This is a genomic window from Bradyrhizobium sp. USDA 4011, assembly GCF_054063415.1.
This window is the reverse complement of record NZ_JBSSGG010000001.1, coordinates 1,385,727-1,408,842: the sequence shown is the minus strand read 5'-3', so window position 1 is coordinate 1,408,842 and position 23,116 is coordinate 1,385,727. Positions and strand designations below refer to the sequence as shown.

Annotated in this window: 22 protein-coding genes; 14 read left to right on the top strand and 8 right to left on the bottom strand. The window is 65.5% G+C overall.

The features are described from left to right. Positions 1–314 precede the first annotated feature (314 nt). Both ACVW1C_RS06650 and ACVW1C_RS06645 read left to right on the top strand, forming a co-directional pair. The gene (locus ACVW1C_RS06650; RefSeq protein WP_456757718.1) at positions 315–1,193 is read left to right on the top strand and encodes a DUF308 domain-containing protein; all 879 of its coding nucleotides are present in this window, start codon (positions 315–317) and stop codon (positions 1,191–1,193) included. Between the two features lie 179 nt (positions 1,194–1,372). Beyond that, positions 1,373–1,786 carry a MucR family transcriptional regulator gene (locus tag ACVW1C_RS06645; protein ID WP_176532526.1) on the top strand — a complete coding sequence of 138 codons (414 nt, stop codon included), beginning with the start codon at positions 1,373–1,375 and terminating at the stop codon, positions 1,784–1,786. 5 nt (positions 1,787–1,791) lie between these two features. Here the strand turns inward: ACVW1C_RS06645 and ACVW1C_RS06640 are convergent, their stop codons facing one another. Both ACVW1C_RS06640 and ACVW1C_RS06635 read right to left on the bottom strand, forming a co-directional pair. Continuing rightward, positions 1,792–2,223, bottom strand: a complete 432-nt coding sequence (locus ACVW1C_RS06640; protein WP_173641789.1) for a SufE family protein — start codon at positions 2,221–2,223, stop codon at positions 1,792–1,794. A gap of 143 nt (positions 2,224–2,366) precedes the next feature. Further along, positions 2,367–2,744 carry a DUF5330 domain-containing protein gene (locus ACVW1C_RS06635; RefSeq protein WP_456763007.1) on the bottom strand — a complete coding sequence of 126 codons (378 nt, stop codon included), beginning with the start codon at positions 2,742–2,744 and terminating at the stop codon, positions 2,367–2,369. Positions 2,745–3,179: 435 nt separating this feature from the next. Here ACVW1C_RS06635 and ACVW1C_RS06630 point away from each other — a divergent pair, with 435 nt between their 5' ends. Both ACVW1C_RS06630 and ACVW1C_RS06625 read left to right on the top strand, forming a co-directional pair. Continuing rightward, positions 3,180–4,991, top strand: coding sequence for a PAS domain-containing sensor histidine kinase (locus ACVW1C_RS06630; RefSeq protein ID WP_456757717.1), 1,812 nt, complete (start codon positions 3,180–3,182; stop codon positions 4,989–4,991). Next, on the top strand, positions 4,984–5,748 hold the full coding sequence (locus tag ACVW1C_RS06625) for a peptidoglycan-binding domain-containing protein (RefSeq protein WP_456757716.1): 765 nt from the start codon (positions 4,984–4,986) through the stop codon (positions 5,746–5,748). Before ACVW1C_RS06630 ends, ACVW1C_RS06625 begins: the two co-directional genes overlap by 8 nt. Positions 5,749–5,812: 64 nt before the next feature. Here ACVW1C_RS06625 and ACVW1C_RS06620 read toward each other — a convergent pair whose 3' ends face one another. Next, positions 5,813–7,456, bottom strand: coding sequence for a hypothetical protein (locus tag ACVW1C_RS06620; protein ID WP_456757715.1), 1,644 nt, complete (start codon positions 7,454–7,456; stop codon positions 5,813–5,815). Positions 7,457–7,682: 226 nt separating this feature from the next. On the opposite strand from ACVW1C_RS06620, the gene ACVW1C_RS06615 reads away from it, so the two are divergent. Beyond that, positions 7,683–8,027, top strand: a complete 345-nt coding sequence (locus ACVW1C_RS06615; protein WP_176532524.1) for a DUF1491 family protein — start codon at positions 7,683–7,685, stop codon at positions 8,025–8,027. On the opposite strand, the gene ACVW1C_RS06610 is transcribed toward ACVW1C_RS06615, so the two are convergent. Further along, positions 8,024–8,956 (bottom strand): DUF2336 domain-containing protein, encoded by a 933-nt coding sequence (locus ACVW1C_RS06610; protein ID WP_456757714.1) that lies wholly within the window; start codon positions 8,954–8,956, stop codon positions 8,024–8,026. The genes ACVW1C_RS06615 and ACVW1C_RS06610 overlap by 4 nt on opposite strands. Positions 8,957–9,251: 295 nt before the next feature. Here ACVW1C_RS06610 and ACVW1C_RS06605 point away from each other — a divergent pair, with 295 nt between their 5' ends. Together ACVW1C_RS06605 and ACVW1C_RS06600 are read left to right on the top strand one after the other, a co-directional pair. Then, entirely contained in the window at positions 9,252–9,446 is a 195-nt protein-coding gene (locus ACVW1C_RS06605) for a hypothetical protein (RefSeq protein WP_298367447.1), read from the top strand. Positions 9,447–9,450: 4 nt separating this feature from the next. Continuing rightward, positions 9,451–10,218, top strand: coding sequence for a hypothetical protein (locus tag ACVW1C_RS06600; RefSeq protein ID WP_456757713.1), 768 nt, complete (start codon positions 9,451–9,453; stop codon positions 10,216–10,218). Here the strand turns inward: ACVW1C_RS06600 and ACVW1C_RS06595 are convergent. After that, positions 10,215–11,075, bottom strand: a complete 861-nt coding sequence (locus ACVW1C_RS06595) for a LysR family transcriptional regulator (RefSeq protein ID WP_456757712.1) — start codon at positions 11,073–11,075, stop codon at positions 10,215–10,217. The two genes, ACVW1C_RS06600 and ACVW1C_RS06595, sit on opposite strands and share 4 nt — an antisense overlap. Positions 11,076–11,166: 91 nt before the next feature. Here ACVW1C_RS06595 and ACVW1C_RS06590 point away from each other — a divergent pair, with 91 nt between their 5' ends. Then, positions 11,167–12,003, top strand: coding sequence for an MBL fold metallo-hydrolase (locus ACVW1C_RS06590; protein ID WP_456757711.1), 837 nt, complete (start codon positions 11,167–11,169; stop codon positions 12,001–12,003). Between the two features lie 52 nt (positions 12,004–12,055). Here ACVW1C_RS06590 and ACVW1C_RS06585 read toward each other — a convergent pair whose 3' ends face one another. From ACVW1C_RS06585 to ACVW1C_RS06575, 3 genes are read right to left on the bottom strand one after another with little or no spacing between them, the layout of a single operon-like run. Beyond that, on the bottom strand, positions 12,056–12,676 hold the full coding sequence (locus ACVW1C_RS06585) for a DUF1254 domain-containing protein (RefSeq protein WP_456757710.1): 621 nt from the start codon (positions 12,674–12,676) through the stop codon (positions 12,056–12,058). Then, a complete protein-coding gene (locus tag ACVW1C_RS06580; protein WP_456757709.1) occupies positions 12,673–13,251 on the bottom strand; it encodes a DUF1214 domain-containing protein in 579 nt (192 codons plus the stop codon). Before ACVW1C_RS06580 ends, ACVW1C_RS06585 begins: the two co-directional genes overlap by 4 nt. A 1-nt stretch (position 13,252) precedes the next feature. Continuing rightward, a complete protein-coding gene (locus ACVW1C_RS06575) occupies positions 13,253–15,526 on the bottom strand; it encodes a transglycosylase domain-containing protein (RefSeq protein WP_456763006.1) in 2,274 nt (757 codons plus the stop codon). Positions 15,527–15,814: 288 nt separating this feature from the next. On the opposite strand from ACVW1C_RS06575, the gene ACVW1C_RS06570 reads away from it, so the two are divergent. From ACVW1C_RS06570 to ACVW1C_RS06545, 6 genes are all read left to right on the top strand, one after another. Further along, the gene (locus ACVW1C_RS06570; protein ID WP_456706424.1) at positions 15,815–16,336 is read left to right on the top strand and encodes a YcgN family cysteine cluster protein; all 522 of its coding nucleotides are present in this window, start codon (positions 15,815–15,817) and stop codon (positions 16,334–16,336) included. Between the two features lie 182 nt (positions 16,337–16,518). Next, entirely contained in the window at positions 16,519–18,114 is a 1,596-nt protein-coding gene (locus ACVW1C_RS06565; RefSeq protein ID WP_456757708.1) for an MDR family MFS transporter, read from the top strand. A gap of 383 nt (positions 18,115–18,497) precedes the next feature. Then, positions 18,498–19,721, top strand: coding sequence for an ABC transporter substrate-binding protein (locus ACVW1C_RS06560; RefSeq protein WP_456763005.1), 1,224 nt, complete (start codon positions 18,498–18,500; stop codon positions 19,719–19,721). Between the two features lie 94 nt (positions 19,722–19,815). After that, on the top strand, positions 19,816–20,691 hold the full coding sequence (locus tag ACVW1C_RS06555) for a branched-chain amino acid ABC transporter permease (protein ID WP_050404977.1): 876 nt from the start codon (positions 19,816–19,818) through the stop codon (positions 20,689–20,691). A 1-nt stretch (position 20,692) separates the two neighbouring features. Next, complete coding sequence (locus ACVW1C_RS06550) at positions 20,693–21,619, top strand: branched-chain amino acid ABC transporter permease (RefSeq protein ID WP_456757707.1); 927 nt, start codon at positions 20,693–20,695, stop codon at positions 21,617–21,619. Beyond that, on the top strand, positions 21,620–23,101 hold the full coding sequence (locus ACVW1C_RS06545) for an ATP-binding cassette domain-containing protein (protein WP_456757706.1): 1,482 nt from the start codon (positions 21,620–21,622) through the stop codon (positions 23,099–23,101). The last annotated feature ends 15 nt before the right edge of the window (positions 23,102–23,116 follow it).

Here is a 23,116-nt window from a genome sequence, read left to right as displayed (position 1 = left end):
CAGTTTGGCGCTTTAGGGCCTCATTCCCCGGCATCCATAGCGCAGTTCCGTTTCTGAGTAATTGGTAATTGTGGCGTAATTTCCCAGATGCATTGCAATATATTGGCAGCAATTCGTAGCCAGTAAATCTACGGAAGACGGTGTCCTGCGCGTGGCTGCAGCCGCGATCAAGCAGCGCATCAGGCCCGGTTAAGCTGGATTTTAGGGAACTCCGTCTACAAATTGGCGGTTGGCGGTGTGGGCAATATGACGGTATCGTGGCGTTGGTGGCCCGCGCCGATTTTCGGTCGGGTCTCCCGGGGGTTAGTTCGATGATGGTTGGTCTGTTGGTCGTCGGCGTGGGCCTGGTTGCGGCGGGCTTGGCGGCGATCGGCTTGGGAATCCCCTACAAGGAATTCAGCGTCGGCGGCGCGTTGATCACGACCGGCGTGACCGGCGTATGCACCGGGGCGATCGTGCTGGCGCTCGCCGCCATCCTTCGGGAACTCCAGGTCATCGCCAGGCGGCTCGAGCCTGTTGCCACGGGTGCCCAAGCCGAGGTTCCGCTAGCGTCTGCAACTTTCCCGCGCCCCCCCGAGGATCCTGTTTTCCCGCCGCCGCGCGAGCCCAAGGTCGCCGCGCCTCCGCCGCCGGTCCCGCCATCCGCGTCCACGGCCCCGCCGCCCTGGCACGACGAAATCCCCCCGCGTGGCGCGCCGGGCGAGGCGCCGCCGCCCGTGCCGGGTGGAGCGCCCCCGGAGGGCGAAGCCACGCCCAAGCGGCGCAACCTGTTGTTTTCGTCATCGCGGAAGGAACGCGAGCGGGCCCAGGGCCGTAAGGCCGAGCCGCTGACGCCGGATCTGCTGTCGCCGGAGCTGCGTCCTGGTCCGGCCGCGGCGGATGAGCCTGCGCCGGCAACGTTCGACGATGCCTGGCCGAAGGCCGAGCGGCCGAGGTCGGTCGATGTCGCCCCACGGCGCACGCCCCGGCCGTCGGCCTTCGGCGAGACCCAGTCAGCCGGCGCGGCGCCGTCATCAGGCCATCCACCGCCGCCCCAGGAGCAGCCGCCGGTGACCGTGCTCAAATCGGGCGTCGTCGACGGCATGGCCTATTCGCTCTATTCGGACGGATCGATCGAGGCGCAGATGCCGGAGGGCATGATGCGGTTTGCCTCGATCGACGAGCTCAGGTCGCATCTCGAGCAGCGGCCCTAAGGTCCGCATCAATACTTGCGAGCGGCCGGTTCGAGGCCGGAAAAATACGGCCGTGCTTGTCAGATTTGCTGTAATCCGCTCATATTCGCGAAGTAGTACGCGATTCCATTGATGTATTGCTGCACGTGGATACTGTCCGGTGGGCGCCGGACCGTCGATAGCACGGGGAAGGTTGAGCCATGTCCGATACGTCAGGCAAAACGCCGGTCGAGCTGACCGCAAACATCGTTTCGGCCTATCTCAGCAACAATCCAACGCCTGCCTCGGATATTCCGAGCCTGATCAGCCAGGTCCACGCGGCGCTGCTGCGGGTGTCGAGCGGCCGCGCCGACACGCCGAGCGAGCCGGCCAAGCCGGCGGTGTCGACGAAGAAGTCGATCACGCCGGAATATCTGGTGTGTCTCGAAGACGGCAAGCGCTTCAAGTCGCTCAAGCGCCATCTGCGCACGCAGTACAACATGACGCCCGAGCAATATCGCGACAAATGGGGCTTGCCGGCCGACTATCCGATGGTGGCGCCGAACTATGCCGTGGCCCGATCACAGCTCGCCAAGAAGATGGGACTTGGCCAGCAGGCACGGAAGCGGAAGTAAGGATTTTACGCGGCGGACGCCAGCGCTTCGCGCGCATCGTTGCGGATGCGATCGACCATCGAGCGGAGGCCGTTGGAGCGCTGCGGCGTCAGATGATCGCGGAAACCGAACTCGTCAAACAGCGCGAGCGCATCGGTGGCGAGGATTTCCTTCGGCGTGTGCCCGGAAAACAGCGTCAGCACGATCGCGACCAGGCCGCGCACGATGTGGGCGTCGCTGTCGCCGATATAGTTCAGGCGCGGTTCGCCATTGGCATCGCGATCGATCCGCTTCGACAGCCAGACCTGGCTGACGCAACCCTGCACCTTGTTCTCGGCCGAATGCTCCGCCTCCGACAACGGCTCCAGCGTGCGGCCGAGCTCGATGACATAGCGGTAACGGTCGTCCCACTCGTCCAGCAGCGCAAAATTGTCCCTGATTTCGTCGATCGTCGTCATCGTGGCCCGCGTCCTATTCTCAACGGCTTATATAGGAAGGCGGACCGCGAAAGCGACGAAAATGGAACCGGTTCCCGGATGTTTTGACGCGTTTTCTTCACGTGAACCGGCATCCGTCTCTCGCGAAAGCGCTCGATTGGCGCTTACGGCATCGGCGGCAGGCGAAATTCAATCGCCTGATCGTCCGCTGTCAGCGTGTCGCGGGACGCGCCCGGGTCGGTATCATCCTTGCCGATCGAGCCGGTGTGGTCGGGCGGCTTCTTGTCGGTGATGATCTGGTAGAGCTTGCGCGCGCCATCGGTCGCGCGCTGGCCGATCGCGGTCGCGGCCTGGCCGCCGACTTCGCAGGCGGAAGGCTGACGCTTGCAGAACTGACCCATGTCGTTGATCGTCGCCGTTGCGGCCGACACCGCGTCCGATGCGCTGATCTGCGGCGTCTTGTCCGCTTCAGGTGTTTTGTCTCTCGGCAGCAGCACGAGCACAAGCCCGAGCCAGAATGCCAAACGCAGCAGGAAGAACATGGCGCGATCCCGGTCGTCTATCTTGTCTTTTGCTTCTTGCGCGGTCGATGCCGCTATTGCCCTCACGGTTAGCATCGGTCGATAAATCGGAAGTATCTGCATTGAAGTAAATCCGCCGAAAAAATCGCGGAAAATTCGCCTGAATCGATTCGCCGTAAATTTTCGATTGATGGCTGCAGGCGGGTGCCAAATCGGCCCATTGCGCGGCGTCCACCATTTCGAAACCATAGTTTGTCGCATCCGGAAACCAGCCGTTCACCATCCCCGACAAATGACCGGTGAATGACAGCGTCGAAGCCTCGCCAATGCACGGTGTTTGGCAGCAGGCCGGCCCGCCTTAGCGTTCGCTTAAGTTCGCTCTGACACGTTGGCCTGCAATCACAAAGGAGGCGTTCCGGCGCGTCTGTCTGACGATCAAGCCGAAGCGCGAGTGCTGTGAGTAGTTTGAGTCTGATCCGCGATTGCCTGGATGCGCTGCTGCATCCGTCGGCGCAATATGATGCGCTGACGCGTGCGCGCCACCGTGCCTTCATGGCACCGCGGCTGCTCGGCAGTCTGGCGGCGCTGGCCTCGTTTCCTGGCTTTCTGGCGATGCGCGGTGCGCCGACGGCGATCGAGGTCGCGGCCTTCACCTGGCTGATCGCACCGATCTTGCTGTCCTGGTTCCTGTCGCGCACCGGCCGCTATGAAGGCGCGCATGTGCTGTCGTCGCTGGCGCTCGCCGGTCTCGTGATGATGATCGCGGCGTCGACCGGCGGCATCGCGTCGTTCGCGGCGGTGTGGCTCGTCGTGATTCCGATCGAGGCGGCCCTGTCGGCGTCGCGGCGCGTGGTGGCGTTTGCGTTCGCGCTGGCGATGATCTGTGCCGCGCTGCTCAGCATGCTTGGCCATTACCACGTGCTGCCGGTGGTCGATCCGGCGGGTGCGTCGAACACCACGCTGGTCGGCTTCGGCGTCGTGTCGGCGATCTTCTATGCGGCCGGGCTGGCCTTCGGCGCGGAGTCGCTGGCACGAACCAGCGTGGCGCTGCTTTACGTCGAGGAAGAGCGCTACCGCCTGCTCGCCCATAACATGAGCGACGTGCTGTCGCGGCACAGCCGCAATGGCGCGGTGCGCTTCATTTCGCCCGCGGTCGAGATCATGCTCGGCGTGCCGGCATCGCGGCTGTCCGGCCACGGCCTGTTCGACCGCGTTCATGTCGCCGATCGCCCGGCCTATCTCACCGCGTTGTCGGACGCCGCGCGCGGCGAGTCCCGCAGCGTCGAGTTCCGCGTGCGCCGCGACGGTGCGCGTGGCGAGGCGGCCGCCGAATTCATCTGGGTCGAGATGCGCTGCCGTGCGCTCGAGCAGGCCGCCGCCGATGCCGAGGTCGTCGCCGTGATCCGCGACGTGACCGATCGCAAGGTGCAGGAGCAGGCGCTCGAACAGGCGCGCCATGCGGCCGAGCAGGCCGATGCGTCGAAGACGCGCTTCCTGGCGACCATGAGCCACGAGCTGCGGACCCCGCTCAACGCCATCATCGGCTTCTCCGAGATGATCGCGCAGGAAAATGTGCTCGGCCTCGACGCGGCCCGCCGCAAGGAATACGCGCAGCTGATCAACGACTCCGGCCAGCATCTGCTGTCCGTCGTCAACGGCATCCTCGACATGTCGAAGATGGAATCCGGCAATTTCGAGATTTCGCCGGAGCCATTTGCGCCGCGGCCGGCGCTGCTCAATTGCTGCAATCTGGTGGCGTTGAAGGCGCGCGAGAGCGGTGTCGACCTCGTCACCCGCGTGCCTGACGACCTGCCGATCGTGAACGGCGATTCGCGCGCGTTCAAGCAGATCGTCCTCAATCTGGTTTCCAACGCCATCAAGTTCACCGAGCGCGGCGGCAAGGTGACCGTGTCGGCGGGCGTCGAGGGATCGCGGCTCTTGCTGCGGGTCTCCGACACCGGCGTCGGCATCGCCGCCGACGACCTCAAGCGGATCGGCGATCCGTTCTTCCAGGCCGGCAAGACCTATCAACGGCGCCATGAAGGCACCGGCCTCGGCCTCTCCATCGTCAAGGGGCTGGTTGGCCTGCACCATGGCGAGATGAATGTGGAGAGCAAGGTGGGCGAGGGCACCATCGTGTCGGTCGCGCTGCCGCTGTCGTTCACCCCGCCGGCCGCGGTCGAGCCGTCCAGCAATGTCTCGACGCTGAAGCCCGCGTTGCGATCCGGACTGCAAGAGCAAACCCAACAGGTGAAGAAGAGTGCCTAGACAGACTTTGGATGACGAGGAAACGCCGCGCCGTCGCCGCGGCGCCAAGGCAGTGGTCATCGCGGCCGAGGAGGAACGTGGCCTCGTCCTGCGCCTGCTGCTGCACAGTCCGAAGGATCTGGTCGCCGGCGTGCTGGCAACCTCTGCCATCGTTGCGATCCTGATCAATGCACTGTTCCTGCAGGCTGGCCGTCATCCGTCGCCGATGTTCGGCGGCTCGGTCGTGACGCTGCCGCCGCCGGCCCCGGTTGCCGCCGCCACCAGTCCGATTCCGCGCCCGCGTCCGGCCGAGGCCGCCGCCCGATCGGTCGAGCCCGCTGCCGTGGAGCCGACCAAATCGGTCGACGTGAAGCCGGTGGAGACCAAACCGGCCGAGACCAGGTCCGTCGAAGCCAAGCCGGAGCCGAAGCCAGTTGAAGCGAAGCCGGTCGATCCGATGGCCAATCTGGTGCTGAAATCGACCGCCGCGCCGCCGGCTGCCGCACCGTCCCCGGCCGCCGCGCCGTCCAGCGTCATTCGTCCGCCGGCGCCGATCCCGACACAGCATCTTGGCCCGGCCGGCAAACGCATCGCCGCGGTCCAGCGGACGCTGACCGAATATGGCTACGGCCAGCTCAAGCCGACCGGCACGATCGGCGCCGATACCCAGCACGCGATCGCGAAATTCGAGCGCGCGCGCAAGCTGCCGGTGACCGGACAGATGTCCGATCGCCTGGTGCGCGAGCTCAGCGCGATGATCGGGCACTCGATCGACTAGGGTCCTTGCTATGGCCAGGTTTTGCCCGGCCATGCATGTCCTTTGCTGGTGCGTTGATGTGTCGTCAGACAGCTTCGCCGAGCAGAACGTCTCGGACCTCGTCCGAGAATAATTTTCTGCGGCCGGCCACCAGCACCGATTCCGGATCGTCGCGATCCGGAATGCCGCGCGGCATGCCGTGATCGAGCAGGGCCTGCGCGCAGCCCGCCCAATCGCCGCCACTGACCGGTTCATTGCAGGATGCCCAGGACAAGGTTCCGGACGCGTTGTCACCGAAGCCGTGCTGCTCGGTCCACTCCGCGCCGTGCTCGAGCAGGAACCGTGTCAGCCCGGCATTGCCGCGGAATACCGCATGATTGAGCGCGGATGCATCCCAATCGCCGCCGCGCACCGCGATGGGCCAGCCCAGCTTGACCATCAGCCGCACCGCATCGTCGCCGCCTGCCGCGGCGAGCTCGGGAAGCAGCCGCAGCTGCTGTGCTGAAAGCGAGCCTGGAAGATCGGGCCGGCAGACCTGGATCCGCTGCGCCTCGCCTTCGTTGCCGCTGCTGCAGGCCGCGACGAAACGCTCATCATCGGCCAGCGTCTCGTCGCCGGTGCGTTGCCGCAGCAGTTCGGCGACCTCGGTCAGTCCAAACCGCAATGCGTAGCGGTAGGCGCTGAGACCGTCCGGTGTCGTGATGCGTGGATCCGCGCCGGCGTCGAGCAAGGCCGCGATGCATGTCCGCGACCGCCGCCGCCGGATCGCCCACATCAGCGGCGATCCGCAATCCGTCAACGGCGCGTTGCGGGCCGGCTCGTTCGGATCGCCGCCGTGCCGCAGCAGCAATTCGAGCGCCGGCACGTTCTCGTCGTCGAGCACCTTGTACATCGCGTTGGTGCCCGCGATCCGCGCGCCGTGCTCGAGCAGCAGGCCTGTCGTCACAGAGCCTTCGAGCGAGTGGTACAGCGATTCATTGTCGTTCGGATTGGCGCCGGCCTCGAGCAACAGCCGGGTCAGCGCGAGATCGTGATTGCGCCCGGCGGCGCCATACAGGGCCGACAGCGGATTGCTGTCATCGGGGGCGTCGAGCGATCCGGGCGGCCACCGGCTGCTGATGTGCTGGTCGGGATCGGCGCCGGCCTCAAGCAGCATGCGCGCGCAGCGATGCAGCCGCGCCTGAAATTCCGGAATCTGCAGCAGGCTGGAATGCGCCAAAGCGACCAGCGGCGGCAGTTTCAACGGACCGCCGGGACGGTTGACCCATGCGGGATCATCGGCTGCGGTGCGCCGTATCGTCTCCTCGTCGCCGACGGCGCATGCGAGATAGGGATCATCGGCCACAAGATCGGGATCCTCGGTGAGCATCCGCACCGCGACGCGCGGATTGGCGCGATCGGTAGTGCCGTCGACGTCTGCGGCATAGACCAGCTGCAGCCATCGCCGCACCCGATCGTCCCGGCTCTTGCCTGGCGGCAGTTGGGCTTCGACATAGCGCCGCAGGTCCGGCCACGAGGCGAAGCCGAGATCGCGCGCCACGCAGGACTGCGCGTCATGGAGCCGCAGATCAAGCGCGGCGATCTGCGCGTCGCTGCGCCCGGCCGCAGCCGGCAGCGCCTGCCGGAAACGAGCGTAGGCCTCCGGCGCCTGTCGCCGGTAAAGGCGAATGAGCTCCTTGGCCTGCTTCTTCAGATGTTCGAGATTCAATCGCGCGGGCGATCGGTCCATGGAAACCTCCGTGCATCAATCGCCGATGGTCCACAAAACCGGCTGCACAAAGGCTTGGTTGGCCGCATTGTCGATGCAAGTGGGTTCAACCCTTCCCGCGGACCCGGGCGCGGCTTGCACCGCGGATGCAAGGATATGAGCGACGCTTGTTTCGGTCAACTCGCCGGTGCGTGATGTCATCTGTGACAATTGGACGTGGCCGCGGCGCTGGCCTATAGGTCGGCGCATGCGATTGAAAACCAGCATATGGGTTGCGGCGTATCTGCGCCGCTGCCAGACCGAAGGCGTGTTCGGCGCGATCCGCAAGAAGGGCGCCGAGGAAGCCGGCGCCGTGTTCGTCAAGGTGGCGCTGATGGACGGCAATGCGATGCTGTATGCGCCGGCGCCGCAGACGGTCTATGACGACAGCCGTCCGGCCGAGCGGCTATTCGTGCCGACGGCGCAGCAGCCGGTGTCCGAGCCTTCGGTCGAGGAGCGATTGACCAAGGAGCTCCGCTTCGATCCCGATGCCTGGATCGTCGAGACCGAAGATCGCGCCGGGCGGCACTTTCTCGATCTGGCGAAGGCCTAGCTTCCAGACTTCTGGTTGCGAATGCCGGGCGCGCTGCCCGGTTGAATCGCCGGTCGCGTCGGCGAGGATGCCGCGCGCACGCGATGACGCTCGTCGTCATAGAGCGACGAGCGATATTTGGCGCGCGCCACTGCCATGGTCGAGCCGCGCCATGCCGCCAGCATCACCAGCGCAGACCGCTCGCTGAGGCGATCGTAGAGCCGCGACAACCGGTAGACATAGTTGACCGACGAGCCGGCTCCCGGATTGAGGAACATCAGGATCCGCTGGAATGCGGCGCTCGAGACGTCAAGCGCCCGCATCGCGCAGGCGAGCGGCTCGCCGCCGGGATCATTGACGACCTCCGCCGCGATCCGCGACGGCAGGATCAGTGCCTCGCCGAGTTCGAGCGCGAAGTTATCGAGGTCCTCGGCAAATGCCGCCATCTCCAGGATATGGATCGCGCGCGCGGCGCGGGCCGCTGGAATCCGCGCCGCGGCCTTCAGCGGCGTCTCCTGCAGATTGTGCAGGATCTGCGCGCGTTCCTTCGCGCTGGCGGCAAAGAACATGTCGGAGATTTCGGCGGCATCGTTCGGCCGCATCGCAAGGCTCGCGGCCATCCGCAGCTCTGCCTCGGTCGGGATCTTGGCGGGCAGCGCGGACGGTGGCGGCGCGGGAATTGGCGCGGCGGCCGGCATCGGCTGCTCCGGACCGGTGCGGCGCAGCCCGAGCTTGTCCATGATCCTGGCGGGCGTTGCCGGATAGATCGCAAGCCGCGCACGGACGGCGGCGCGGGTCGCGTCGTCGACCTCGTCGATCAGGCGCGACGTCAGCTCGACGAACTGGCGCTCTTCGTCGGCGGAGTGCGCGCTCGCCTGCACATACAGGTCGGTCAGGACGCGCAGCAAAGTGGGGCGGATGTCGACTCCCTCGCGGCGGGAGAGCGTCATCAGCCCATCGAAACCAGGAAATAGCGGAGCTGCGCTCATCTCGGGCGTACGCGACTTGCCAATAAGACTCGGTTTGAAAACCTTGTGGCAGCGAGCCTACGCAGGCTGTTTTAAGACGCAGTTAAGGAAAACAAGCCGTGAAGGCGAACGCTCGAATTTGCCCGTGTCTATTAAGGCACAGCGCCGCATCCGTAACCGTCCGTATCGGCGGCTTAAGATGTCGTTAACCATGCGCGTTCTTAACTCGGCGAGCGCGGGGCAAATCATGTCCGTGCGGGGCCAGAGAGAACGGAACATGGGCACCATCGTTGAGTTTCCGGCGGATGCGGCTGCGCGGCGGCCGAGCATGGTCGGTGCTGCCGGTGAAGGCATGGGGACCGTGCTGATCCTTCCCGTCGTCCGGATCGAGCGAACGACGGAGGAGACCGGCGGAGGGCGCGGACCGGAGCAGGGCACTGCGCAGGGCCGTCGTCGCCGACGCCGCTCCTGATCCAATGCCGGAACTTGCGCAGCGGACCGCCGCCCGGCGGTCACTCCCGGCGCTGATCCTGCTGGTTGCGGGCTCGGCGCTCGCAGGCTGCAGCGGCGGCGATTTCGGCCGCACCCGAGCCGACTTTCGCAACGACGACATGCATCGCTGGATGGGGGCCGAGGCGACCGGAAGCGTCGGCAAGAACGCCTCGCAATTCCAGCTCACCGAACACGAACGTCAGTTGCGCGATCTCGCCTATCAATTCATCGAGCCGCCGCTGTCGCGACCGGCGTGGAAGAGCGTGTACGGCGACTACCAGCCGCTGCCTTCGCCTTGGCGGCAGAGGGTCGTGTTCGATCGCACGGCGTATGGTCGCAATCTGATCGACGAGCCACATCGCTCGTTCGCCTCGCGCTATTCGCTGCTGATCGACCAGGTCCGCGACGACATCACGCGCTTCGAGCCGTTCTTCGCCACCGCGATCCAGGTGATCGAGCTGGATCGCAAGCGCAGCGCCAGCCTCAACATGATCGCCGACGTGTCGCCGCGCGAGAGGGCCGACGCGGTGGCGCGGATGGAAGAGAACACGCTGATCGTGCAATGGGTGCAGCAGAGCCTGGAGCGGCGGATCTCGTCCTATCGCTGGGCGCTGGAGCGGCTGGTGATTCAGGCGCCCGACGGCATGGCCGCCGACGCCGAACGCCAGATCAACGAGCTCGCCCGGCTCACCGCCAGTGCACCGCTGGTCTCTGGGCCGGTCACGGGCCATGCCGTGGTGACGAAGGGCTAGGCCCGCTTCGCTTTCCGCGCTGCTGATTTCACCCGGCCGCTGCTCGCCTGCCGCGGCAGGCTCGCAATGAACTCCTTCAGCGCATTTGATGGCGGGTGGGCCGAGGGGTAGGCAAGGCCGACCTGGCGCGTCACGTCGACATCAATCGGGCGCACCGCCACATCCGGATTTCCGCGCGCCACGCCTTCGGGAACGATCGCAACGCCGACCCCAGCCGCGACCAGCGCCATCGCCCACTCCTCGGACTCCGCGATCGCTACCGGCTTGCGCGGCGGCGAGGTGCGCTTGAAGAATTCCTGTTGCTCGCAATGGCAGCGATCGATCATCGGAACGCCTGCGAAGTCAGTGGTCCGGAGCCTCTCTTTCAGAGTGAGGGGATGCGACGGCGGCAGTGCCGCGACGTAGCGTTCGCTCCAGAGCGGGATGAAGTGCTCGCCGGCGCCGATCATGGTCTTTGCGACGATCCGCGCATCGGCCTTCTCATTGGCGCCGACCAGCCGAAGCGCGAGATCGGCACTGGCCGTCAGCGGCTTCAGCAGCGCGATCGTCCGCGCCTGATCGAGCGTGCGCAACAGGCCGAGCGTCAGCGCTTGCCTCGGCGCAGGTTTGCGAAACAGGTTTCGCGCCGCGTCCGCCTCGTCGATGATCCTGCGGGCGACGCCGTGAAACTGCGCGGCGGACTCCGTCGGCGCCATGCCCTTCTTGTGCCGGATGAACAGCGTGGTGCCGAGCTCGGCTTCGAGATTGGTGATCGCCGCCGAGATCGACGGCTGCGAGATGAAGCAGCGCTTCGCCGCGGCGGTCAGGTTGCGCTCGCGGTAGACCGCGGCGAAATAGCGGAGTTCGCGGATATCCATAGGCATATCCTATCGTATAGATAGAAAGACAATATTTTACCTATGGAAACGCGACTGGCAAGTCTGCACCGGCTTCAGCGGAGGACTTGTCATGCGCATCCACCATCTCAACACCGGCACCATGTGCCCGATCGGCAAGCGGCTCGTGAACGGCAGCGGCAGTATCTTCCAGCGCGCCCGGATGGTCTGTCACTGCCTGCTGGTCGAGAGCAATGACGGCCTCGTGCTGGTCGACACCGGCATCGGGCTCGACGACATCGGCGACCCGCCGCGGCTCGGTCGCAAATGGGTGCGGCAGACGACGCCGCGGCTCGATCCGGCCGAGACCGCGGTGCGGCAGGTCAAGGCGCTCGGCTTCTCGCCCGATGACGTGCGGCATCTGCTGCTGACACATCTCGATCGCGACCATGCCGGCGGCGTGCCGGACTTTCCCAAGGCCAAGGTGCATGTCCATCGCAAGGAGTACGAAATGGCGGTGACGCATCAGGTCGCGCCGCCGGAAGGCCGCTACATCACGGCGCAGTGGAAGCACGGGGCGGATTGGGCATTCTACGGCGCCGGCGGCGAGGACTGGTTCGGCTTCAAGGGCGTGCGTGCGCTGGGCGATCACGAGCCGGACGTCCTGATGATCCCGCTGCCGGGCCACACGCTCGGCCATTGCGGGATCGCGGTGCGCGACAAGGACGGATGGCTGCTGCACGCCGGCGACGCCTATTTCCACCATGCGCAGCTCGATGCCAGGCCGCGGATCCCGCTGGTGCTCGGCATCTTCCAGCGCCGGGCGGACATGGATCGCATGACGCGCATCCAGAACCAGGAGCGGCTGCGCCAATTGAAGGCGGCGCATGGCTCTGATGTCACGATCGTCAACAGCCACGATCCCGTCGATTACGAGACCTGCCGCTGCGGCCGGCACTTGCTTGTTTGAGCATGATCTTTTCGGAAAACCGCTTCGCACTCTTCCGGATCATGCTTAGGAGCTAGCGCTTGCGTGTCGCTGGCGGCGGGGCGGGAGCGGGGAGCGGCGGAGGTGCTTCCTGCTTCGTCGCGACCGGCTCGGCCTGCACCTTGCAGGATGAGGCCGCGAGCGAGGCCTGTGCCTGCGGCATCAGGCCGGGCTCCGGCGCCAACGCCTTCAGCAGGATCAGGCCGGTCGTGGTCGGCGAGTCGATGATCAGCCGGTCGGCGGCGGTGACTTCCTCGTCCTCCGGCAGCTCGTTGTGCTGCGCTTCCGTCATCAGATCGAGCTCGATCACCTTCTTGCCGGCGGAGCGGTCGTTGATCGCGTAATAGGCGACTTCGTTGCGGGTGTAGAACGACACCGAGGTATAGGCCTGGCTCACGGGCACGGTCAGCTTGAGCGGCCCGGTGGAGAGATCGTAGCGGCAGATCGCCACCGCGAAGGCCGGATCCATCAGCGGCATCGGCGAGTTGCTCGGGTCGGCCAGCGGCAGCTGCGTCACCTCGTTGAGCTTGGTCATCGGCGTGAGCCGCGAATAGGCGTCCTGCGAGGCGATGCGCGGCAGCGCCAGCACGCTGACGAGATGCACCACGCCGCCGAGCAGCACGCCTGCGAGGATGGTGAACAGCACGCGGATCATGGGCAGCCCGTCGTTGCGATCGAGGGCATCGGCGCGTCGCGCTGGGTGCGGGTCGCGACCCCGACCGGCGTGTCGTAGAGGCGCAGCATCAGTGCGTAGCGCTCGATGCCGCCGGTCGGCAGCCAGTTGCCGGCGCGCGAGCGCGAGGCGATGTGGATCTCGAACGTGCCGTCGGAGGCGCGTATGATCTCCTGGCTGGTGAAGCCGTAGCGCTGCAGCGAATTGGCGACGAGGTGGCCCTTGCGGTCGAACAGCGTCAGCGTCCAGAACCGCGCCGCCGGCGTCACGCCGCTGACCACGACGTCGCAGCGGCCGTCGAGCGGCCTGTTCTTGTCGTCGGTGGTTGCCGAAAACGCGATGCCGTCGCCGGTGCCGATCGGCAGCTCGCCGCTGCGCGCGATCGTGGCCCGCGAATACGGGTCGACGTCGGAGGTGCCGTTCTTCGGTCGCGCGGTCCAGGCGCCGATCTTCAGCGTGCCGAGATCGGTGCCGCGCGTCGCCGTCGCGTAGGTCAGGCCGAGGCCGACGGCGGTGGCGATGACGAGGGCCATCAGGGTTGAGAGGAGGAGCCGCACGTCAGTTCTTGCGTGGCGCAGGTGCTGTCGCGCCGTCCGGCCCGGCCGCGGCAACGTAGTTTTCGGGGAACGCCAGCGCGCTCGAGGACTCCGCCTTGCCGGCCTTCGAGGGCTCGTTCAGCGTGGTCTTGTTGGCCGTCTTGGCGGCGTCGTCGAGCAGCTTCTCGACCCGCACCAGGATATCGGCGCCACGCTTGGTCAAAACCGGCGGCGGACCCGGCTTGGTCTCCAGCACGCGCGGCGCCGCGTTGGCCTGGGCATTGGCCTGCGCCGGCTGCGGCGGCAGCTTCTGTCCCATGCCGACGCCGACGAGTTCCTTCACTTCCACGCCCTGATGCGCGGCGACCATGATGTCGTGCCAGGTCTGCGCCGGCAGCGAGCCGCCGGTCATACGGTTGGTCGGCGAATAATCGTCATTGCCGTACCAGACCGCGCAGGTGAAGTTGCCGGTGTAGCCGACGAACCAGGCGTCGCGATAGGCGTTGGTGGTGCCGGTCTTGCCCGCGGTCGGAATGCCGTCGAGTGCGGCGCGACGCGCGGTGCCTTCGCTGACCACGTGGCTCATCATGCCGGCCATGTCGGCGGCAATGTTCGGCGGAATCGCTTGCCGCGGCTTCGGACCGTCGCGGTCCCAGCGCCACACCAGATCGCCGGCGCCGGTGCGCACTTCGAGCACCGAATGCGGCGTCACCGCCTTGCCGCGGTTCGGGAAGGTCGCATACGCGACCGCATGCTCGAGAACCGTGACTTCGTCGGAGCCGATCGGCAGCGAAGGCGTATCCGGCAGCGGCGCGGTGAGGCCGAAGCGGCGCGCCACCTCGACGATCTTGGCGCGGCCCGCTTTCGGGCCTTCCTTGCCGCCCAGCATGATCGAGAGCTTCACTGGCACCACGTTGATCGAACGGGTGATCGCCTGGGTCAGCGTGACCTGGCCCGAATAGGAATGGCCATAGTTCTGCGGGCACCAGTTGCCGATGCAGACCGGGCCGTCGACGATCTTCGAGTTCGGCGTGAAGCCGTTGAGCAGCGCCGTGGTGTAGACGTACGGCTTGAACGACGAGCCGGGCTGTCGGTAGGCGTCGGTGGCGCGGTTGAACTGGCTGGCACCGTAGTCGCGGCCGCCGACCATGGCGCGGATGCCGCCGTCGAGGTCGGACACCACGGTTGCGGCCTGCGTCGCGTGATAATCACGCCCGAACTGCCGGAGCTGGTTCTCGATCGCTTCCTCGGCCGCCTTCTGCACGTTCATGTCGATCGCGGTGCGGACCACGAAGACGCGCTCGGTGTAGGACTTCGGGAACGTGTCGACCAGCTTGCGCATCTCGTCGAAGGCGTAGTCGAGATAATAGTTCGGCGAGTTCTCGTCGCGCCGGTCGACCGCGACCGCCGGATTGCGGCGGGCGCCGAATACCTGGCCCTCGGTCATGAAGCCGGCATCGACGAGGTTGTCGAGTACGACATTGGCGCGGGCGCGCGCCGCGGGCAGGTTGATGTGCGGGGCGTATTTGGTCGGCGCCTTGAACAGGCCGGCGAGCATCGCGGCTTCCGCGAGGTTCACATCGCGCACCGACTTGTTGAAATAGAAGTGCGCCGCGCCGTCGACGCCGAAGGTGCCGCCGCCCATATAAGCGCGGTCAAGATAGAGTTTTAAGATCTCGTTCTTGGTGAGCCGCGTCTCCAGCCAGATCGCAAGGAAGGCTTCCTTCACCTTGCGCTCGATGGTGCGCTCGTTGTTCAGGAACAGGTTCTTGGCGAGCTGCTGGGTGATCGACGAACCGCCCTGGCGCACGCCGCCGGCCTGCGCGTTGGTGACGAGGGCGCGGGCGAGGCCCGGAACGTCGATGCCGAAATGGTCATAGAAGCGGCGGTCTTCGGTCGCGAGCGTCGCCTTGATCAGATTGTCCGGAAAGTCTTCCAGCGGGATCGAGTCATTGTGCTTGATGCCGCGGCTGCCGATCGGGTTGCCGTAACGGTCGAGGAAGGTCACCGCGAGGTCGGACTTCTTCAGCCAATCCTCGTCGGCGGTCTCGCGGAAGGCCGGGATCGCGAGCGTCAGCATCAGGATCATGCCGCCGAGCCCGATGGTCGCGGCTTCCGACAGCGGCTCGATGAACACCCAGCGCTTCCAGCGGCCGACATAGAAGCGGTCCATGAAGGTGGAATAGCGCTCGTAGAGTTCGCGCAGGCCCTTGCCCGACGAAAACAGCGTCGAGTCGATACGCGCATCGAGGTCCAGGAAGAAATTCCGGACCTTCTGTTTCCAATGCGACGGCATGATCTGGAGGACCGGACCCTTGATCAGTTCGACAGCGCTGCGGGCGCCCGAAACGGGCACAGGCCAGCGTCTTGCTTCGATGTTGCGGCAATCCCAAGGCGCTTTTGCGTCGTTGGGGACTCGTTCGCTGTTCTATCCGAGCGGTTGCCATAAACCAATGGCGCGGCTTGTGAATTTAATGAAAGCCCTAACGCTGCCCACCGGCTTTTTCGCCTCCGCAACATCACCCCCCTTGCGAAGGGAGCGCCGGCGTCCCAAGAAGAGCTTTACCGCCATGTCAGGGATATCATGACCGCACCGCCCAAGCGCCCGTCGGGCCAGGAGGGATTCTTCTGGAAAACCAAGACGTTGGAAGAGATGTCCAACGCCGAATGGGAAAGCCTGTGTGACGGCTGCGCACGTTGCTGCCTAGAGAAGCTCGAGGACGAGGACACCGGCAAGATCTATTTCACCCATATCTCCTGCAAGCTGCTCGATTCCGGCCTGTGCACCTGCAAGGACTATGCGAACCGTTCGGACCAGGTTCCGGATTGCGTCCGCCTGACGCCGGAGAACGTCCGGACCCTAAACTGGCTGCCGCCGAGCTGCGGCTATCGGCTCGTGGCCGAGGGGCGGGACCTCTACTGGTGGCATCCCCTGATCTCCGGCGATCCCAACACCGTTCATGAAGCCGGGGTCTCGGTACGCGGGCGGGTGGAAGGCACCGAACTCGATGTCAACGACGCCGATCTCGAGGATCACATCGTGCGCTGGCCGGCCCTGCTGCCGAAACGGGCCCAATTGAAGAAGCGGCCCAAGGTCTCCAAGTAGATTTTCAAGGAACGCTGACGCGCGAGCGCCGGCTGTTCTGCGATCACGTCATCGCGAGAACACCGAGGCGGGATGCACCCATGCGCTGAAGTGGCTGCCTCAGCAGCGAATTGCTGCATAAATTGCGGATCAGAGAATGATTCCACTGCGGCACGCGCCCGCGCAGCAGCATTACGCCCCAAATGAACAAGTATGAACGGCAGAGCCGGATTACTGCCGACCAAGAGACATTGCCTGACGACATTGCCGAAGAGCTGTCCCGCCTCCCGGGCGAGGTGATCGAACTCAGCGACGCGCCGCCGCTGGCGCCGCCGGCACCGCTCAATCCGGACGAAGTCCGCACCATCGTGATCAGCCTGATGCTGACGATGTTCCTGGCCGCGCTCGACCAGACCATCGTCGCGACCGCGCTGCCGACGATCGGGCGCCAGTTTCACGACGTCACCAACCTGTCCTGGGTGATCACGGCCTATCTGCTCGCCTCCACCGCGGTGGCGCCGGTGTTCGGCACCCTGAGCGACATCTATGGCCGCCGCGTCATGATCATCACCTCACTCAGCCTGTTCGTCGTCGGCTCGGTGCTGTGCGCGATCGCGCCCAGCATGACCATGCTGATCGTTGCCCGCGGCCTGCAGGGCCTCGGCGGCGGCGGCATCATGCCCGTGGTCCAGACCGTGATCTCCGACGTGGTCACCCCGCGCGAGCGCGGCCGCTATCAGGCCTATTTCTCCAGCGTCTGGATGGCCGGCGGCATTCTCGGCCCGGTGGTCGGCGGCGTATTCGCCGAGCATCTGCACTGGTCGATGATCTTCTGGATCAACCTGCCGCTCGCGGCGGCGGCGCTGGCGCTGCTGCTGCCGAAGATGAGCAAGATCCCGGTGTTCCACCGCAAGCGCAAGGTCGACTGGCTCGGCGGCGTGCTGCTGATGGCCTCGGCCGTCGTGCTGATGCTGGTGCTGACCTGGGGCGGCACGCGTCTGTCCTGGCTGTCGCCGACCATTACCGCGATGATCGGCGCCTCGATCGCGCTCGCCGGTGCCTTCGTCTGGCACGCGCGTCGCGCCGACGAGCCGTTCCTGCCGCTGTCGCTGCTCGGCGGCTCGGTGGTGCCGTTCGCGATGGGCGCGGGCGGCTGTGCGCTCGGCGCCATGGTCGGGCTCACCGTGCACCTGCCGCTCTACTACGAGGTGGTCTATCACCTCACCGCCAGCGAGGCCGGCCTTGCGCTGATCCCGCTCGCGGCGATCTCGACCTTTGGTGCTGCGATCGCCGGCCGGACCATGGCGAAGGCCAGGCACTACAAACGTGTCGCGATCGTCGGCACCTCGGTGGCCGCGATCTGCGCCGTCGGGATGGCCGTGACGACGCTGCCGCTGTGGGGATTGCTGCTGCTGATGAGCGTGTTCGCGCTCGGGCTCGGCACCACATTCCCGATCAGCGTGGTGTCCCTGCAGAACGCGGTGGCGCGTCCGCAGGTCGGCACCGTGACCGGCGCGATGAACTTCTTCCGCGCGATGATGGCCTCCTTCACGGTCGCCGCCTTCACCACGATCCTGTTGATGACGCTCGGGACCGACATCTCGCTCGCCGGCGAGCATCATGCCGCTTCCGCTAGCACCGTCGGCGCGATCCCGATGGCCGACATGATCACCGCGTTCCGCTATGTGTTCGGCGCCGCCGCCGTGCTGCTGACCACAGCCTCGATCTGCATGATCACGATGGAAGAGCGCCCGCTCGCCGGTCCTGCGACGCGGCCGGCGGTCGAGATGGCGGAGTAGGGCGCTAGCCAAGCTCACTGCTGTCGTCCCGGCCTTCGGTGGGACGACAGTGAGGATGGCTCGCGATTCCAGTTGCCACACCACGCGGTGTCATCACCCGCGCATGCGGGTGATCCAGTATTCCAGAGGCGCTGGTGCTTGAGCCGAGAGGCCGCGGCGTACTGGATCGGCCGGTCGAGCCGGGCGATGATAGTGGGGGTGGAGATACGGCTTCGCATGGCGACCCACTACTTTAGTTGTCGTCCACGCATGGCGATCTGCGCGCAGTTTCACTTGCTGCGCGTTTTGTCGCAGCTATAGTCCCGCCCCAAGAGCTCGAAGCAGCCGAACAAAAAGAGGAGAGAAACAGGGTGAAAAGAACATCGCGACTGCCTGTTCGGGCGATGCAGCAACTTGCCGGAGCGGCCGTGTTGGGCCTCTTGGCAGCCAGCCCCAGCGGCGCGCTGGCGGCTGACACCCTCAAGATCGGCGTGATCGCCGAAGCGCAGGCGATCGCCGGGGCGTCGATCCCGCAGGCGGCGCAGCTCGCCGCCGACGAGATCAACGCCAAGGGCGGCATCGACGGCCGCAAGATTGAAATCGTCTCGTACGACAATCACTCGTCCTCGGCGGACTCGGTGCGCGCATTTCAGCGCGCGGTCAACGAAGACAAGGTCAACGTCGTTATCTCGAGCTACATCAGCGAAGTGGTGTTGGCGCTCGAGCCTTGGGCTTCGCGCCTGAAGACCCCGTTCATCACGCCCGGTGCGGCCTCCAACGAGATCAGCAAGAGCGTCCACGCCGACTACGAGAAGAACAAGTACACCTTCCACGGCTATCTGACCTCGGCGGCGCTGGCATTGTCGGTCTGCGACGCCGCCAAGGAGCTGCTGGTCGATCAGAAGCACATGAAGACCGCGGTCATCATGAGCGAGGACGCGGCCTGGACCAAGCCGCTCGACGTCGGCTACGAGGAATGCCTGCCGAAGATCGGGCTCAAGGTCGTCGACCATATCCGCTTCTCGCCCGATACCACCGATTTCACGCCGATCTTCAACAAGATCGAGGGCACGAAGCCCGACGTGATCATCACCGGCATCTCCCATGTCGGCGTCCAGCCGACGGTGCAGTGGAAGAACCAGCAGGTGCCGATCCCGATGTTCGGGATTTCCTCGCAGGCGACCAACGAGACCTTCGGCAAGGACACCAACGACGCGGCGGAAGGCGTGCTGTATCAGGGCGTGTCGGGTCCGAACGTCGCGGTGACGCCGAAGTCGGTGCCGTTCGCGGAAGGCTTCAAGAAGCGCTACGGCAATTATCCCTCCTATGCGGGCTACACCGCCTATGACGAGGTCTACTACATCGCGGATGCGGTGAAGCGCGCGGGCTCGGTCGAGGCCGACAAGATGGTCGATGCGCTGGAGAAGACCGATTGGGAAGGCACCATCGGACGCGTCCAGTTCTACGGCAAGGACGATCCGTTCACCCATTCGATCAAATACGGCAAGGGCCTGATCACCGGACTGATGCTGCAGTGGCAGGGCGGCAAGCAGGTCGCGGTCTGGCCGAAGGAGATCGCCAAGAGCGATCTCAAGTTCCCGAGCTTCATCAAGCTCACCACCAACTGATCGATGATCATGCTCCCGGGCCGGTCCCGGGAGCATCCGCATTCAGTTCCGCGTCCTCCACAACAGGCAGCTTTGCTGCCGCGGCCGATTTGAGATGCTTGCCTTACAAATCCTGATCGATGGCTTCGCCATCAGTGCGCTATATGCCCTCGGTGCCACCGGCTTCACCCTGATCTTCGGTGTCTCCGGTGTTCTCAACCTCTCCCATGGTGCCATCATGGTGGCCGCAGCGGTCGCGGCCTGGGCCGCGGCCAGCGTGCTGCACCTCGACATCTACACCGGTGCGCTGTTCGGTGTCGGCGTGGCGCTGATCATGGCGTTCGCGACCTATTTCGCGGTCGTGAAGCCGATCCAGAACTCGAGGCGGATCCCCAACGAGGAGAAGGAAATCTTCGTCCTCACCGGCACCCTGCTGTGGGGCATCATGATCCAGGAGCTGATCGCCTATTTCTTCACCAACAATGCCAAGACGGTGCTGCCGATCGTCGAGGGCGTCGTCGATATCTTCGGCAACCGCACGCCACGCAACAACATCTTCACCGCTCTGGTGTGCTGCCTCGTGATCGGCCTGCTGTGGCTCTTGGTGAACCGCACGCGGACCGGCAAGGCGGTGCTGGCGGCCTCGATGAACCCGCGCGGCGTCACCTTGCTCGGGCTCGAGCTGACCCAGATCTACATCGTGGTGTGGGGCATCTACGGCATCCTGGCCGGCATCGCCGGCGTGCTGCTCGGCATGTTCCTCGGCGTCAGCTCCTACAGCGTCGGGCCGCTGACCGCGAGCGCGTTCTCGATTGTGGTGCTCGGCGGCCTCGGCAGTGTCTCGGGCTCGCTGATCGCGGCCTTCGTCGTCGGCTATCTCGAGACCATCACGGCCTACATGATCTCGCCGGCCTATCGCACCATCCCGGCGCTGCTGCTGCTGGTGTTCGTGATGTATATCCGGCCCCAGGGCCTCTTGGGGAGGCGCTGAGATGACCAACTTCTTCTCCTCGCGCCTGTTCTTCATTTCGCTGGTCTGCGTGGTGGTTGCCGCGACGCTGCCGCTTTATGTCTCCGGCTACATCCTCGGGCTGCTCACCGTCGCGTTCTATTTCGGCGTGTTCGCGATGGCCTGGGACCTCTTGTTCGGCTTCGCCGGCGAAGTCAATTTCGGGCCGACCTTCCTGATCGGCACCGGCGCTTACACCGCCGGCATTCTCAACAACCAGTTCGGCTGGTCTGTCTATGTCTGCATCCTGCTCGGCGCACTGGCGTCGGTGGTCGCGGGCTTCGTGCTGGCGCTGCCGGCGCTGCGGGTGAGGGGACCGTATTTCGGACTCACCACGCTGGTTGCGGTCTTGATGCTGCAGAATTTCATCGTGGTGTTCGCTGACCTGACCGGCGGCGAGATCGGGCTCACCATCCCCGATGTCATCACGATCAATGCCGGCGCCAACTACTGGATCGCGCTCGGCTTCATGACCATCAGCGCGGCCATCCTGTATGGCTTGTCGCAATCGCCCGTCGGCCTCGTGTTGCAGGCGAGCGGACAGGACCCGGTGCAGGCCGGCGCGCTCGGCTTCAACATCGTCAAGCACAAGCTCGCGGCCTTCATCGTCAGCGCGTTCTTCTCGGGACTGTCGGGCGCGCTCTTGGTGTTCTACTTCGGCACCGCCTCGGTCGGTACCGTGGTCGACGTCGCGGTCGGCGTGAACGTGATCGTGTCCGCCGTGCTCGGCGGCCGGCGCACCGTGTTGGGCGCGGCGTTAGGTGCGATCTTCCTGATCGTCGCGGGCGAATTCCTGCGTCCGACCGGCGAACTCGCAACCTTCATCGTTTCGGCGGTGGCGCTGCTCGTCGTGCTGTTCTTCCCCGGCGGTTTCCTCGGAGCGGCCCTGTCACGCGAGGCGCGCTCCTAAATGGATCAGACTGTGACCACTACTCCGACACTCGCAGTTCGCGGCCTGACCAAGCGGTTCGGCGGCCTGACCGCGGTGAAGAATCTGAGCTTCGAGCTGCGCCCCGGCGAGATCCTCGGCCTGATCGGGCCGAACGGCTCGGGCAAGTCGACCGCGATGAAGAGCGTGATGGGCATCGAGCGCCCGACCGCGGGCGAGGTGCTGTTCGACGGCGAGAACGTGGCCGGGCTGCCTGCGCACAAGATCGCGCGCAAGGGCTTTGGCATGGTGTTCCAGCACTCGCGGCCGCTGAACCGGCAGACCGTGCTCGAGAACATCATGGTCGCGCTGCTGCCCGACAGCCTGTTCATGCTGTTTCCCGACAAGGCGCTGACCGAGCGCGCCAAATGGATCGCGGATCGCGTCGGCCTCGGGGCGGTGATGGATCGCCGCCCGCCGACATTGCCGTTCGCCGATCTGCGCCGGCTTGAGTTGGCGAAGGCGATCGCGCGCGACCCGAAGGTGGTGCTGGTCGACGAGCCGTTTGCTGGCCTCACCAGCACCGAGGTTGGCACCTTCTCGCAATTGATCCGCAGCTTCCGCGACGAGGGGCGCGCGGTGATGCTGGTTGACCACAACGTCAAGAGCGTCGCCGCGCTGGTCGATCGCGTGCTTGCGATGTATCTCGGCGAGGAGATCACGACCGGCCGCGCCGAGGACGTGATGAAGAACGAGACCGTGCGGCGGGTCTATCTCGGCGGCGCGATCGAGACCCATGCGCGGCCCGAGACCTCGTTCAAGGACAAGGTGCCGCTGCTGCAGGTCGAGAATGTCAGCGTGCATTACGGCAAGGCGCAGGCGCTGGAGAACGTCTCGATCCACGTCCATGAGGGTGAGTTCGTTTCGATCGTCGGCCTGAACGGCGCCGGCAAGACCACGCTGTTCAACACCATCTCGGGCTTCCTGCCCTATACCGGCGAGATCCTGCGCGGCGGCGAGAAGTTGCGCGGAACGGGACCTGCCAAGATCGCCCGCTCGGGCCTCGTGCAGTGCCCGGAATCGCGCGAATTGTTCGGCGAGATGACGGTGCGGGAAAACCTCGACCTCGGCGGCCAGCATCTCGACGACGCGGCGCGGGCGAAGCAGCTGGCCTGGCTGTTCGAGCTGTTCCCGATCCTGAAGGAGCGTCAGGGCCAGATGGCGCAGACGCTGTCCGGCGGTGAGCAGCAGATGCTGGCGATCGGCCGCGCGCTGATGATGCAGCCGCAGATCCTCATCCTCGACGAGCCGACGCTTGGCCTCGCGCCGGTCATCCTCGAACTGCTGTCGAAGGCGCTGGAGAAGCTGCGCCAGACCACCAAGATCACGGTGCTGCTCGGCGAGCAGAACGTGACCTTCGCGCTTCCGCATGCCGACCGCGTCTATGTGCTGGAGCACGCGCGGATCGTCTGGGAAGGCGATCCGGGCCGGTTCGCCGCGGAGGCCGGCAAGGACTTTCTCTGACGCTCAAAGTTTGAA